Source organism: Amycolatopsis sp. NPDC049688 (assembly GCF_040674975.1).
GTDB lineage: Bacteria > Actinomycetota > Actinomycetes > Mycobacteriales > Pseudonocardiaceae > Amycolatopsis.
The window spans coordinates 384,082-396,714 of record NZ_JBFANY010000008.1 but is presented as its reverse complement, the minus strand read 5'-3'; the positions used below and the strand labels follow the sequence as shown (position 1 = coordinate 396,714).

At 71.3% G+C, this 12,633-nt stretch carries 15 protein-coding genes; 9 read left to right on the top strand and 6 right to left on the bottom strand.

Annotation, left to right across the window (positions count from 1 at the left end; genetic code table 11):
- Nucleotides 1–91 precede the first annotated feature (91 nt).
- The 3 genes from AB0J55_RS26640 to AB0J55_RS26630 all read right to left on the bottom strand — a co-directional run bounded on the left by AB0J55_RS26640 (nt 92) and on the right by AB0J55_RS26630 (nt 2,765).
- Nucleotides 92–1,009: an NADP-dependent oxidoreductase gene (locus AB0J55_RS26640; RefSeq protein WP_364253812.1), complete on the bottom strand. Its 918-nt coding sequence runs from the start codon at nt 1,007–1,009 to the stop codon at nt 92–94.
- A gap of 60 nt (nt 1,010–1,069) precedes the next feature.
- Nucleotides 1,070–2,287 carry a radical SAM family heme chaperone HemW gene (gene hemW, locus AB0J55_RS26635; RefSeq protein ID WP_364253809.1) on the bottom strand — a complete coding sequence of 406 codons (1,218 nt, stop codon included), beginning with the start codon at nt 2,285–2,287 and terminating at the stop codon, nt 1,070–1,072.
- 61 nt (nt 2,288–2,348) lie between these two features.
- Nucleotides 2,349–2,765 carry a VOC family protein gene (locus tag AB0J55_RS26630; RefSeq protein ID WP_364253806.1) on the bottom strand — a complete coding sequence of 139 codons (417 nt, stop codon included), beginning with the start codon at nt 2,763–2,765 and terminating at the stop codon, nt 2,349–2,351.
- 47 nt (nt 2,766–2,812) lie between these two features.
- Between AB0J55_RS26630 and AB0J55_RS26625 the strand changes: the two genes are divergently transcribed.
- The 7 genes from AB0J55_RS26625 to AB0J55_RS26595 all read left to right on the top strand — a co-directional run bounded on the left by AB0J55_RS26625 (nt 2,813) and on the right by AB0J55_RS26595 (nt 8,593).
- Nucleotides 2,813–3,022 carry a putative leader peptide gene (locus AB0J55_RS26625; protein ID WP_364253803.1) on the top strand — a complete coding sequence of 70 codons (210 nt, stop codon included), beginning with the start codon at nt 2,813–2,815 and terminating at the stop codon, nt 3,020–3,022.
- A 107-nt stretch (nt 3,023–3,129) separates the two neighbouring features.
- Nucleotides 3,130–4,818 carry a nitrite/sulfite reductase gene (locus tag AB0J55_RS26620; protein ID WP_364253800.1) on the top strand — a complete coding sequence of 563 codons (1,689 nt, stop codon included), beginning with the start codon at nt 3,130–3,132 and terminating at the stop codon, nt 4,816–4,818.
- Nucleotides 4,815–4,964: an Insertion element protein gene (locus tag AB0J55_RS26615; RefSeq protein WP_086860657.1), complete on the top strand. Its 150-nt coding sequence runs from the start codon at nt 4,815–4,817 to the stop codon at nt 4,962–4,964. The genes AB0J55_RS26620 and AB0J55_RS26615 overlap by 4 nt, the downstream gene beginning before the upstream one ends.
- Entirely contained in the window at nt 4,961–5,656 is a 696-nt protein-coding gene (locus AB0J55_RS26610) for a phosphoadenylyl-sulfate reductase (protein ID WP_364253797.1), read from the top strand. The genes AB0J55_RS26615 and AB0J55_RS26610 overlap by 4 nt, the downstream gene beginning before the upstream one ends.
- 20 nt (nt 5,657–5,676) lie before the next feature.
- Nucleotides 5,677–6,597, top strand: coding sequence for a sulfate adenylyltransferase subunit CysD (cysD, locus tag AB0J55_RS26605; protein WP_364253794.1), 921 nt, complete (start codon nt 5,677–5,679; stop codon nt 6,595–6,597).
- A complete protein-coding gene (locus AB0J55_RS26600; RefSeq protein ID WP_364253791.1) occupies nt 6,597–7,859 on the top strand; it encodes a GTP-binding protein in 1,263 nt (420 codons plus the stop codon). Before cysD ends, AB0J55_RS26600 begins: the two co-directional genes overlap by 1 nt.
- Nucleotides 7,856–8,593, top strand: coding sequence for a sirohydrochlorin chelatase (locus tag AB0J55_RS26595; protein ID WP_364253788.1), 738 nt, complete (start codon nt 7,856–7,858; stop codon nt 8,591–8,593). The genes AB0J55_RS26600 and AB0J55_RS26595 overlap by 4 nt, the downstream gene beginning before the upstream one ends.
- Here the strand turns inward: AB0J55_RS26595 and AB0J55_RS26590 are convergent.
- Nucleotides 8,590–10,008 carry an RICIN domain-containing protein gene (locus AB0J55_RS26590; protein WP_364253785.1) on the bottom strand — a complete coding sequence of 473 codons (1,419 nt, stop codon included), beginning with the start codon at nt 10,006–10,008 and terminating at the stop codon, nt 8,590–8,592. The two genes, AB0J55_RS26595 and AB0J55_RS26590, sit on opposite strands and share 4 nt — an antisense overlap.
- Before the next feature lie 287 nt (nt 10,009–10,295).
- Between AB0J55_RS26590 and AB0J55_RS26585 the strand changes: the two genes are divergently transcribed.
- Together AB0J55_RS26585 and AB0J55_RS26580 are read left to right on the top strand one after the other, a co-directional pair.
- Nucleotides 10,296–10,916, top strand: coding sequence for a cyclase (locus AB0J55_RS26585; protein ID WP_364253782.1), 621 nt, complete (start codon nt 10,296–10,298; stop codon nt 10,914–10,916).
- Nucleotides 10,917–11,002: 86 nt separating this feature from the next.
- Complete coding sequence (locus tag AB0J55_RS26580; RefSeq protein WP_364253779.1) at nt 11,003–11,776, top strand: enoyl-CoA hydratase family protein; 774 nt, start codon at nt 11,003–11,005, stop codon at nt 11,774–11,776.
- A 24-nt stretch (nt 11,777–11,800) separates the two neighbouring features.
- Here the strand turns inward: AB0J55_RS26580 and AB0J55_RS26575 are convergent, their stop codons facing one another.
- On the bottom strand, nt 11,801–12,166 hold the full coding sequence (locus AB0J55_RS26575; protein WP_364253776.1) for a barstar family protein: 366 nt from the start codon (nt 12,164–12,166) through the stop codon (nt 11,801–11,803).
- Nucleotides 12,163–12,630: a ribonuclease domain-containing protein gene (locus tag AB0J55_RS26570; RefSeq protein ID WP_364253773.1), complete on the bottom strand. Its 468-nt coding sequence runs from the start codon at nt 12,628–12,630 to the stop codon at nt 12,163–12,165. Before AB0J55_RS26570 ends, AB0J55_RS26575 begins: the two co-directional genes overlap by 4 nt.
- Nucleotides 12,631–12,633 lie beyond the last annotated feature (3 nt).

Below are 12,633 nucleotides of genomic sequence, written 5' to 3'. Positions count from 1 at the left end.
ATCAACGCCCACTGAGCATCCGAGAGCAACTGAAACCGCGACACGACCAGCAGCATCCCAGCAACCCGCCGACATGTTTGTCAGACACGCCCTAGGGCCGCAGCACGATCTTGCCGCGCGTGTGCCGCTGCTCCAGCTCGCGGTAGGCATCCCGGACTTCGTCCAGCGGGTACACGCGGGCAATCGGCAGCGTCAGCAACCCCTTGTCCAGCAGCAACGCCAGCTCGCGCAGCACGTCGGCCGACGCGCCCGCCGCGTTGCCGTCGGTCTTCACGTTGTACTTTTCGGCCGCGGCCCAGTCGATGATCGTGTCGATCCGTCCCGGGTGGATGCCCAGGTGCAGCGCCAGTTCCACGTACGCGTCACCGAAGGTGTCGACGAACGCCTGCACGGAAGGCGCGGCTTCGCGGATCCGCTCGAGGACGCCGTCGCCGTAGGCGACCGGGATGACGCCGAGCTCGCGCAGCCACTCGTGGTTCGCCTCGCCGGCCAGGCCGATCACCGTGGCCCCGGCCAGCTTCGCCAGCTGCACCGCGAGCGACCCGACGCCGCCCGCCGCGCCCGAAACGACGACCGTGTCGCCCTCCCGCGGGCAGACCGCGGCCACCGCGGCGTACGCGGTGGTCCCGGCGACGAACAGTGAACCGGCCACTTCCCACGGCAAGCCGTCCGGCTTCGGCGTGAGGTTCGCGGCCTCCGCCACGACGAACTCCGCGTGGCTCGACCGCGTGTCGACGAACCCGATCACCTCGTCGCCGACAGCAATCTCCGACACGCCTTCGCCGAGCGAAGCGACAACCCCCGCGAAGTCACTGCCTTGTCCGGACGGGAACGTCGCCGGGAACCGCGAGTGCAGCAGTCCCTTCCGGATGGACGCCTCGCCCGGGTTGATCCCGGCGGCGCGGACCTCGACGAGCACCTGGCCCGCTCCCGGGACCGGCCGCGGCACGTCCTCGACCCGCAGGACCTCCACGTCGCCGTACTCGTCGAACCTGATCGCGCGCGCCATGGGGCCTCCTCGAAAGTCGTTGCTGAATACAAGCAACGACCCGGTCCCCGGTTTTAATCCCTAGCCGGCGAGGCGGCGGACCACTCCGTCGGCCAGCAGCCGCCCCCGGCCGGTGAGCACCGCGCGGCCCCGGCTGTCCAAAGCGGACGGATCGAGCAGGCCCTCGGCCGCGGCCGCGCGGGCCTCGGCGAGCCCGGGCTCGTCCAGCACGTCGAGCGGCAGCCCTTCGGCGACGCGCAGCTCGAGCATGATCCGTTCGAGGTGCTGGTCGTCGTCGGTGAGCACCTCGCGCCCGCCCGCGGGCGAATGGCCCTCGGCGAGCAGCGCCGTGTAGCGCGCCGGGTGCTTGACGTTCCACCAGCGCACCCCGCCGACGTGGCTGTGCGCGCCCGGGCCCGCGCCCCACCAGTCGTCGCCGCGCCAGTAGCCGAGGTTGTGCCGGCAGCGGGCCGCGTCGGAGGCCGCCCAGTTCGACACCTCGTACCAGCGCAGCCCCGCCGCCGCCAGGGTCGCGTCGATCATCTCGTAATCCGCCGCCAGCACGTCGTCGTCCGGCGCGGGCAGCTCCCCACGGCGCACGCGGCGGGCCAGCGCCGTGCCCTCCTCGACGATCAGCGCGTACGCCGACACGTGGTCGACGCCGGCGCCCAGCACCGCGTCGAGCGTCGCGAGGAGGTCGTCGGGGCGCTCGCCCGGGGTGCCGTAGATCACGTCGAGGTTCACGTGCTCGAAGCCGGCCGCGCGCGCCTCGGCGACGGCCTGGCCGGGACGGCCCGGGGTGTGCACGCGGTCGAGGATCTTCAGCACGTGCGGCGCGGCCGACTGCATGCCCAGGGAAACCCGGTTGTAGCCGGCCTCGCGGATGCCGGCGAAGAACGCCGGCGACGTCGACTCGGGGTTCGACTCCGTCGTCACCTCGGCGCCGGGGGCGAGCCCGAAGACGTCGCGGACGGCGTCGAGCACCGAACGCAGCCCGTCCGCCCCCAGCAGCGACGGCGTGCCGCCGCCGACGAACACCGTGTCGGCGGCGGGCGGGACGACGAGCACCCGCGCGGCGAGTTCCAGCTCCCGGCGCAGCCCGTCGAGCCAGGACTGCGGCGACGAACCCGTGTCGAGCTCCCCCGCGGTGTAGGTGTTGAAGTCGCAGTACCCGCAGCGGGTGGCGCAGAACGGGACGTGCACGTACACCCCGAACGCTCTGCTGCCGAGCCCCTTCAGCGCGCTTTCCGGCAACGCCGGATCGATCGGTGTGGCGGGGTCGGGACGCAGCTCGGGCACAGTCGGATTGTCCACCCCGTCACGCCCGGTCGCCTCAAGGGGCCGATCGGGTCAACACCGGTTACGACGCCGGGAGGTGGGCCGCCGCCCAGTCCGGGTCGACCGGGATTATCTCGATGACGTCGAGCAGCACGCCGTTCGGGTCCGCGACGTAGAAGTGCCGCTGCCCGTAGGCCTCGTCGACGACCGGGGTCACCAGCTCGACACCCGCCTCTTCAAGCCGCTTCGCCTCGGCGCGGGCGTCTTCGACGACGAGGCCGAACATCAGCCCGGCCGTCTCCTGCGCCCGGTAGCCGGGCGGGACCGACTCGTGCCCGCGCTGCACGAAGCTGATCTCGAACCCCGGCGCACCGGCGTTGACGCTGGCGAACCAGTCGAGCTCGACGGTGACCGGCAGGCCGACGACATCCGCGTAGAACCGGGTGGTCGCGGCGACGTCGTCGACCAGATACCCCGCCCCGAAACCCTTGACCTGCATCCCCAGCCCTCTCTCTAAACCACTGTGATTGAAGTACTCTATCTGTAGTGATTCGGCGGCGCAAGAGTGCGTGCGCAAGGCGGTTGACACGATTTCCGCAGGTGAGTGACCCTTCTCCCACCATCCGGGCAGCCCTGGACCACATTGTGGACGCGTGGCACGCTGACGCCGTGACTCATGCCGGTGTTCTCCTCGTGGCGCGCCGCCACGTCGACCTCCTGCGGGTCGCCAGCGCCCTCTGCGTACCCGTTCGCTGACTCCCCGATCGCCACCACCTGCCACGAACCTGGACAGCCGGCGCGGGAGGACACCCGCGAGCCGGTGGTCCTCCGCCGCCACGAAAAGCCTCTCGGAGGACGCCGCCATGGCCACGCCCCAAACCCCAGCCCGCCCCGCGCGCGCCAAGCAGAAGCGCGGTGAAGGGCAATGGGCGCTCGGTTACCGGGAGCCGCTGAACCCGAACGAGCGGTCGAAGAAGGACGACCACCCGCTCAACGTGCGGGCGCGGATCGAGAACATCTACGCCCACCGCGGGTTCGACGCGATCGACCCGGGCGACCTGCGCGGCCGGTTCCGCTGGTTCGGCCTCTACACCCAGCGCAAGCCGGGGATCGACGGCGGCCGCACCGCGACGCTCGAGCCCGAAGAGCTCGACGACCGCTACTTCATGCTGCGGGTCCGCATCGACGGCGGCGCGCTGACCACCGCCCAGCTCACCGTGCTCGGCGAGATCTCGCAGGCGTACGCGCGCGACACCGCCGACATCACCGACCGGCAGAACATCCAGTACCACTGGATCCGGATCGAGGACGTCCCGGCGATCTGGGCCAAGCTCGAAAACGCCGGCATGACGACGATGGAGGCCTGCGGCGACAGCCCACGCGTCATGCTCGGCTCGCCGGTCGCCGGCATCTCGGCCGACGAGGTGATCGACGGCACGCCCGCGCTCGAGGAGATCAAGCGCCGGTACATCGGCAAGCCGGAGTTCGCCAACCTGCCGCGCAAGTTCAAGACCGCCATCTCCGGCCAGCCCGACGTCGCCCACGAAATCCACGACGTCGCCTTCGTCGGCGTCGACCACCCGGAGCACGGGCCCGGCTTCGACGTCTGGGTCGGCGGTGGCCTGTCGACCAACCCCATGCTCGGCCAGCGCCTCGGTGCCTGGGTGCCGCTGGACGAGGTGCCGGACGTCTGGGAAGGCGTCATCTCGATCTTCCGCGACTACGGCTACCGGCGGCTGCGCTCCCGCGCCCGGCTGAAGTTCCTGGTCAAGGACTGGGGCGCGGAGAAGTTCCGGCAGGTGCTGCAGGACGAGTACCTCAAGCGCACCCTGATCGACGGCCCGCCACCGGCCGACCCGGCCGTCCCGATCGACCACGTCGGCGTGCACCGGCAGGTCGACGGCAACTTCTACGTCGGCGCCGCGCCGATCGCCGGCCGCTCCAGCGGCGGCACGCTCGTCGCGGTCGCCAAGGCCGCCGAGCGGGCCGGCTCGGGCCGGGTGCGGCTCACCCCGCAGCAGAAGGTCGTCGTGCTCGACGTCCCCGAGGCCCAGGTCGCCACGCTCGAAGCCGAACTGGCCGAGATCGGGCTGGAGACGAAGCCGTCGCCGTGGCGGCGCGGGGTGATGGCCTGCACCGGGCTGGAGTTCTGCAAGCTCGCCATCGTCGAGACGAAGGCCCGTGCGCAGCAGCTCGTCGCGGACCTCGAGAAGTCCCTCGCCGACATCCAGGCCGGTCTGGACACGCCGGTGACCGTGCACCTCAACGGCTGCCCCAACTCCTGCGCGCGGATCCAGACCGCGGACATCGGCCTCAAGGGCCAGATCGTCACCGACGCCGACGGCAACCAGGTCGAGGGTTTCCAGGTGCACCTCGGCGGCGGCCTCGGCCTCGACGCCGGGTTCGGCCGGAAACTGCGCGGCCACAAGGTGACCGCGGCCGAGCTGACCGGCTACGTCGAACGCGTCGTGCGCGCCTACGCCGCCGGGCGCGAACCCGGCGAACGGTTCCCGCAGTGGGCCGCGCGGGCCGAGGAAAGCGTCCTGCAATGACCGAACGCGCGGCGCCGTACTACTGCCCGTACTGCGGCGACGAGGACCTGCGGCCGGAAGAGAACGGCGGCTGGCTGTGTTCGGCCTGTCGCCGGGTTTTCTCGGTCAAGTTCCTCGGCCTGTCCCTTCCGGAGGTTTCCCGATGACCGCCACCGCCGACTACAAGACCCTCGCCGAGCGCGCCTCGAAGGAGCTCGCCGACGCGACTGCGGACGAAGCTCTGCGTTGGACCGTCGACACGTTCGGCGACGACTTCATCGTCGCGTCCAACATGCAGGACGCCGTGCTCATCGACCTCGCCACCAAGGTGAAGTCCGATGTGGACGTTCTCTTCCTGGAGACCGGGTACCACTTCCCGGAGACGATCGGCACGCGCGACGCCGTCCAGACGGTCTACCCGGACGTCCGCATCGTGAACGCCCAGGCCGAGCAGAGCGTCGCCGAGCAGGACGCCGAGTACGGCCCGAAGCTGCACGACCGCGACGCCACGCTGTGCTGCAACCTGCGCAAGGTCGTGCCGCTGCGCAAGACCCTGGCGAACTACTCGGCGTGGGTGACCGGCGTCCGCCGGGTCGACGCGCCGACCCGCGCGAACACCCCGATCGTCACCTGGGACGACCGCAACGGCCTGGTCAAGATCAACCCGATCGCGGCGTGGACCGACGACGAGTTCAACGGCTACATCCGCGAGCACGGGATCCTGGAGAACCCGCTGGTGTCGATCGGCTACCTGTCGATCGGCTGCGCGCCCTGCACGGCTCGCGTCGAGCCGGGCCAGGACCCGCGCAGCGGCCGGTGGGCGGGGCAGAGCAAGACCGAGTGCGGACTGCACGGCTGATGTCAGACACCGAGGGACGCATGACGACACTGGAACCTGCCACCGACGCGGCTCAGGACAACCTCGCCGCCTTGGAATCCGAAGCCATCCACATCTTCCGGGAGGTGGCGGGCGAGTTCGACCGGCCGGTGATCCTCTTCTCCGGTGGCAAGGACTCGACGCTGCTGCTGCACCTGGCGATCAAGGCGTTCTGGCCGGCGCCGGTGCCGTTCCCGCTGCTGCACGTGGACACCGGGCACAACTTCGACGAGGTCCTCGAGTTCCGTGACCGCGTGGTCGAAAAGCACGGGCTGCGCCTGGTCGTCGCGAAGGTGCAGGACTGGATCGACGACGGGCGTCTCGAAGAGCGCGCCGACGGGATGCGCAACCCGCTGCAGACCACGCCGCTACTCGACACGATCGCCGAGAACAAGTTCGACGCCGTGTTCGGCGGCGGCCGCCGGGACGAGGAACGCGCCCGCGCCAAGGAGCGGATCTTCAGCCTCCGCAACGCCTTCGGCCAGTGGGAGCCGCGGCGCCAGCGGCCCGAGCTGTGGAACCTCTACAACGGACGGCACCGCCCCGGCGAGCAGGTCCGCGTCTTCCCGCTGTCCAACTGGACCGAGGCCGACGTCTGGAACTACATCGCCCGCGAGAAGGTCGAGCTGCCGTCGATCTACTACGCCCACAAGCGGAAGGTCTTCCGCCGCGACGGGATGTGGCTGACCGAGGGCCCGTGGTTCGGCCCCCGGCCGGACGAGGAGATCCACGAGCTGAGCGTGCGCTACCGGACCGTCGGCGACGGCTCGTGCACCGGTGCCGTGGAGTCCACCGCGGTCACCGTCGAAGAGGTCATCGCCGAGGTGTCGGCGTCGCGGCTCACCGAGCGCGGCGCCACCCGCGCCGACGACCGGATGTCCGAGGCGGCCATGGAAGACCGCAAGCGTGAGGGGTACTTCTGATGAGTTCGCTGCTGCGCCTGGCCACCGCCGGGAGCGTCGACGACGGCAAGTCGACGCTCGTCGGCCGGCTGCTCTACGACACGAAGTCGGTGCTCGCCGACCAGCTCGACGCCGTCACCCGCGCGTCCGTCGACAAGGGACTGTCCACACCGGACCTTTCGCTGCTGGTCGACGGCCTGCGCTCGGAGCGCGAGCAGGGCATCACCATCGACGTCGCCTACCGGTACTTCGCGACGCCGAAACGGTCGTTCGTGCTGGCCGACACCCCCGGCCACGTGCAGTACACGCGCAACACGGTGACCGGCGCGTCCACCGCGCAGCTGGCCGTGCTCCTGGTCGACGCGCGCAAGGGCGTGATCGAGCAGACCCGGCGGCACGCGGCCGTGCTGGCCCTGCTCGGCGTGCCGCAGCTGGTGCTGGCGGTGAACAAGATCGACCTCGTCGGCTACGACGAGGCGACCTTCACGGTGATCGCCGAGGAGTTCGCCGAGCACGCCCTCTCCCTGGGGTACGCGCGCGGTTCGGTGCTCGCCATCCCTGTGTCGGCCCTGGAGGGCGACAACGTCGCGACGCGCTCGGACCGGACGCCCTGGTACACCGGCCCCAGCCTGCTGGAGCACCTGGAGGACGTGCCGGTCGCGCCCGACCCGCACGACTCGGCGCTGCGGTTCCCGGTGCAGTACGTGATCCGCCCGCGCACGCCCGAATACCCGGACTACCGCGGTTACGCCGGCCAGATCGCCGCGGGCACCGTGCGATCCGGTGACGAGATCGTCGTGCTGCCGCAGGGCATCCGCAGCCGCGTCGAACGGATCGACACCGCGGACGGGCCCCTGGCCGAGGCCGGCGCCGGGACGTCGGTGACGCTGCTGCTCGCCGACGACATCGACATCTCCCGCGGCGACCTGATCGCCGCCGCGGACGCGCCGCCCCGGGTGACCGACGAGATCACCGGCACGCTGTGCTGGCTGTCGTCCAAGCCGCTCAAGGCGGGCGCGCGGGTGCTCGTCAAGCACGGCACCCGGACGGTGCAGGCGCTGGTGGCCGAGCTGCACGCGCGGTTCGACGAGCAGGCACTGTCCAGTGTGGACTCGCCATCGTCGCTGGAGCTCAACGACATCGGCCTCGTCACGCTGCGGCTGGCCGAGGAGCTGGGCGTCGACGACTACGGCGTCAGCCCGCGCACCGGCGCGTTCCTGGTGATCGACCCGAAGGACGGCGACACCCTCGCCGCGGGCCTGGTGGGTGAGCGCTTCTCGTGACGCCTCCCCTGGTCGCCGTCGCGCACGGCAGCCGCGACCCCCGCTCGGCGGCGACCGTGCGGGCGCTCGTCGACGTCGTCCGCGCCCAGGCCCCGGGCGTTCCGGTGCACGAGTCCTTCTTGGACCTCTCGGAGCCGCTGGTCACGGACGTGCTGCGGTCGTTGTACGCCGACGGCCACCGGACGGCGGTCGTGGTGCCGCTGCTGCTGGGCAGCGCGTTCCACGCCCGGGTCGATCTGCCGGCGCTGATCGCTTCGGTGACGGAATCCTGCCCGGGCTTCGTCGTGCGGACGTCCGACGTGCTCGGCGCCGACCCGGCCCTGGAGGCCGTCGCCCTCGACCGGCTGGCGGCGGCCCCGCGGCATCGGGACACGGGGGTGCTGCTCAGCGCGGTCGGCTCGTCGAACGCCACCGCCAACGCAGTCGTGGCCTCCCTGGCGACGCGGTGGGAGGCCCGGCTGGGGCTGCCGGTGAGCGAGGCGTTCGCCAGCGCGACCCAGCCGGACATCCCGGCGGCGGCCGGGCGCCTGCGCGCCCGGGGTGTCCGCCACCTGGTGGTGGCGTCGTGGTTCCTGGCCCCGGGCCTGCTGCCGGACCGCATCGCGCGGCTGGCCCGCGAAGCCGACCCGGGGGCGTTCATCGCGGCACCGCTGGCGGACGACCCGCGCGTCGCGGACGTCGTCGTCGCGCGGTACGCCACCGCCGTCAGCGGGCTGCTGCGGCAGTACGCCTAGCCTGCGGCCACGATCCGCCACCGCTGGTTCGCGCTGCTGCTGTCGCCGTACTGGCTCAGGTCGGCGCCGCTGCCCGTGCGGCCCGCGCTGTCCAGGTACTCGCCGGTCGCGGCGTTCCTGATCCGGACGTTGTTCGCGTCCGTCACCACCGTCCACTGCTGGTTCGCGCTGCCGCTGTCGCCGTACTGGCTCACCGCCGCGCCGTTGGCCGTGCGGCCCGCGCCGTCCAGGTACAGGCCCGTCGCCCGGTTCTTGATGCGCACGCGGTTGCCGTAGTTCTCGACGGTCCACTGCTGATCGAGCCGGCTTGCGTCGCCGCTCGCCTGGCCCGCGGTGGACCCGGTGGCCGTCCGGCCGAGCCCGTCGACGTACAGGCCGGTGGCCGCGTTGACGATCCGGACGTACGTGCCGCCGCCGTTGCCGATGCCCCACGCGTACTGCAGGCGGGTCAGGCCGGTCGGGTTCACCAGCGACAGCTGGGTGCCGGACCGGGTCGTCAGGCTGTACCAGTCGCCGTCGCGCAGGCCCGGCCAGTACACGCTGCCCACGCCGAGGCTCCGCAGTTTCGCGCTGACCCCCCGGATGTAGTCGGCGAAGAACGACCCGCTCGGGATGCTGTAGTCGATCGTGTCGTAGTGGACGCCGTTCTTGCTGCCGGGCCCCATCGGCCCGCCCCACTCGGTGACGATCGTCCGGTCCGCGTACCCGCCGATGTAGCCGCCGAGGTGGTTGGCCCACTCGGTTTCGCTTTCGTAGCCGGCGAAGAACGAATAGTCGTGGGCCGCCAGCAGTGTCCCGTCGAGCCGGTGGTCGCCGCCGACCGCGGGCACGTTCTGGGCGTACCCGGTGCCGTCGAGGATGACGCGGCCGCGTGGCACGCTCGGATACCGGGCCAGCCAGGTGTTGTAGAAGTTGGTCAGGTCGCCGGCGCTGTAGGAGTACGGCTCGTTGATGACCTCGAAGTAGGCGTTCGGGTTGGCGCCGTACCGGGCGACGACCTTGTCCCACATCTGCTGGAAGCCGGTGGTGCTCGCCGGTTTCCCGCCGCTGTAGGCCCAGTAGGCGAGGATCACCCGGCCCTTGCCCAGAGCGGCGTCGATCGCGCCGGTGTAGGTGTCCCAGTAGCCGGCGACGGTCGGCTCGTTGATCGGCATCCGGACGGTGTCGGCCCCGGTGATCGCGTACATCCGGCCGACGAGCTGGTCCGCGGTGGCCGCCGCCGACGCGTGCGTGTCGGACGCGCTCAGCCCGGACACGTACAGCACGCCGTTGACGAAGTTGTCCCGCTGGTCGGCCCAGTTCACGCCCTTGAACCCGGCGGTCGACGCCTGGGCCTGCGGTGGGCCGGCGGCCAGGAGCCCACCGGCGAGCACGACCAGGGCCAGCGTCCTGGCCACCGTGGAGAACAGTCTCATCGCCCGTCCCTTCCGACGTCGTCGTCGACGTGACCCAGGTAACAGGGCCATGCCGGGACGGACCAGGGTTCCGAAACAAAGCGGTCAGGATCGATCGGAGAAGAACATGCGTCTGGTCACGCAGCGGCACCACCACCGCCGAAAGGTGACAAAGATTCACATTCAGTTGTCACACCCCGCGCATGGGAACAGTGAATCCTTGACGGCTTACTTAACTTGCCGGTAACTATCTGGATGCTGCGCAGCTTTCTCCCTCCCCTCGTGAAATCGCAGGCAGGTGGACACAGATGAAAGCTCTTCGGCTCGCCGCTTTGACCGCGGCCGCGGCCCTTCCGATCGCCCTCGCCGCCCCGGCGTCGGCGGCCACTTCGGTGACCTTCGACTGCCAGGCCGACGCCCCGATCGTCGGACCGCAGCACGTGGCGCTCAACCAGGACGCCGACGTGACCGCGCCGCCGACCGTGGCCCCCGGCGCCGCGTTCGACGTCGTCATCGACCCGGCGCCGAACACCGTGCCCAGCACGGTGAGCGGCAACAAGGTCAAGAACATCAACACGTTCGCGCTGAAGATCCCGATCCCGGCCAACTCGACCTACGTCGGCGCGGACCTCGCCGGCGGCTCCGGCCTCGGTTCGACGCCGCCGGTCATTTCCGTCGCGAACGGCGTGGCGACGCTCAGCTTCCCGGGCCCGATCGCCGGCGGCGCGACGTTCGAACTGCCCACCGTCACCGCGCACCTGAGGGCCGGCCAGTCGGGCACCATCCAGACCAGGCTGGCCGGCACCAGCTACAGCGATCCCGGCCTGACGTTCAAGGCGGTGGCGAGCACCATCCTCGGTGACCTCACCGCGCCGACGGCCTGCTTCCCCAACCCGAGCCCGGTCTTCACCACCACGACCATCGGCTGAGTGCCGGGCCACCCCGCGGGGCACGCACCCGCGGGGTGGCCCGCGTAACACCGGCCGGGCGCGGCCCATGTGCAAGGGTGTCGGACATGGCTGACGAACTGGTGCACTACGACGTGGTGGGCGGCACCGCCACGATCACCCTGGACTCCCCGCACAACCGCAACGCGCTGTCGGCGCAGCTGCGCCGCGAACTGTCGGACGCGCTGACGGCCGCGGCCGCCGACGACGCCGTGCGCGTGGTCGTGCTGACCCACACCGGGCCGGTGTTCTGCGCGGGGATGGACCTCAAGGAGGCCCGCGGCGCCGGCGCGGGCGACCAGGGCGTCAACGAGTTCCCGCGCATCCTCGAGCAGCTGTGGACCAGCCCGAAGCCGGTGGTGGCGCGCCTGGCCGGCCCCGCCCGGGCGGGCGGCATCGGCATGGTGGCGGCGTGCGACATCGCGGTGGCGGTCCCGGAAGCGACGTTCGCCTTCTCCGAGGTCCGCATCGGTGTCGTCCCGGCGATCATCTCCCTGACGGTCCTCCCGCGGCTGAACCCGCGCGCCGCCCACGAGCTGTTCCTGACGGGCGACACCTTCGACGCCCAGCGCGCGGTCGAGATCGGCCTGCTGAACGCGGCCGTGCCGGCGGACGAACTCGACGCCGCGGTCGCGAAGTACGTGAAGTCGCTGGCGGCCGGCGGACCGAAGGCGCTGGCCGAGACGAAGGCGCTGCTGAGCCGCCCCCGCCCGGCGACACCGTCGGACGGCTTCGACGAGATGCTCGGCCTGTCGGCGAAGTTTTTCGCGAGCGAGGAAGGCCAGGAGGGCATCCTGGCCTTCGCCCAGAAGCGCAAGCCGAACTGGGTCCCGCAGGACTGAGCCGGGCCGCGGGCCGGACGCCGCTCAGGCGTCCGGCAGCACCACCGTGAGCCGCCACGAGCCGGCGCTGCGGCCGCTCGGGCCGAGCGCGCGCTGCGCGTCGGACAGCACGCTGCGGATGGCCAGGTACGTCTTGGGCTCCGCCTTGCGCAGGGCGTCCGAACCCGGCCAGATCAGCACGTGCTCCCCCGGCGGCAGCCACGACAGGTCGGTCAGGCAGTCGTAGAGCGCGTCCAGGTTGTGGCCGAAGTAGTCCGGAAAGGACAGTGCCTCGGCGAACGCGGTCAGCGTGCTGGCCTTGTCCACGGTCGGGCGCGAGTTCACCAGGTGCGGGTACGCGCCGCGGGCGAACGCCTCCTCCGCGGCCGCCTTCGCGTCGCCGGCGCTCATCGGGCCGGGTCCACGACGACGAACGACGCGTAGTGGTCGCCGGTGTAGTACAGCTCGTGCGCCTGCCCGGTGATCAGCCGCCGCGCGCCGCGGTCCGGGCTGCCGGGCGTCTTCACCGTGTACTCGTGGTAGTAGCCGGACTTCTTGCCGGGCAAGCGCTTCTCGCGGTTCTCGAACACGACGTCGTCGTTGCGGGGGTAGGGGTACGGGCCGCCCGCTTCGATCAGCTTCCACGTGTCCGACGCCTGCGGCGGCAGCGCGGAAAGCGCCTTCACCGGCAGCCCGGAGTCCGCGCCCGGCACGGCGGCGCCGCCCTTCGCGGGCGTGCTGCTCTTGGCGGGTGCACTTGCCGGAGCACTCGGCGACGTGGAGCCGCCGCTGACGACGTCCTTGACCAGCCAGCCCCCCAGCACCAGCACGAGGAGCCCGATCAGCGCGGCGGTGATCCGCCTTCGGTTGAACATGGT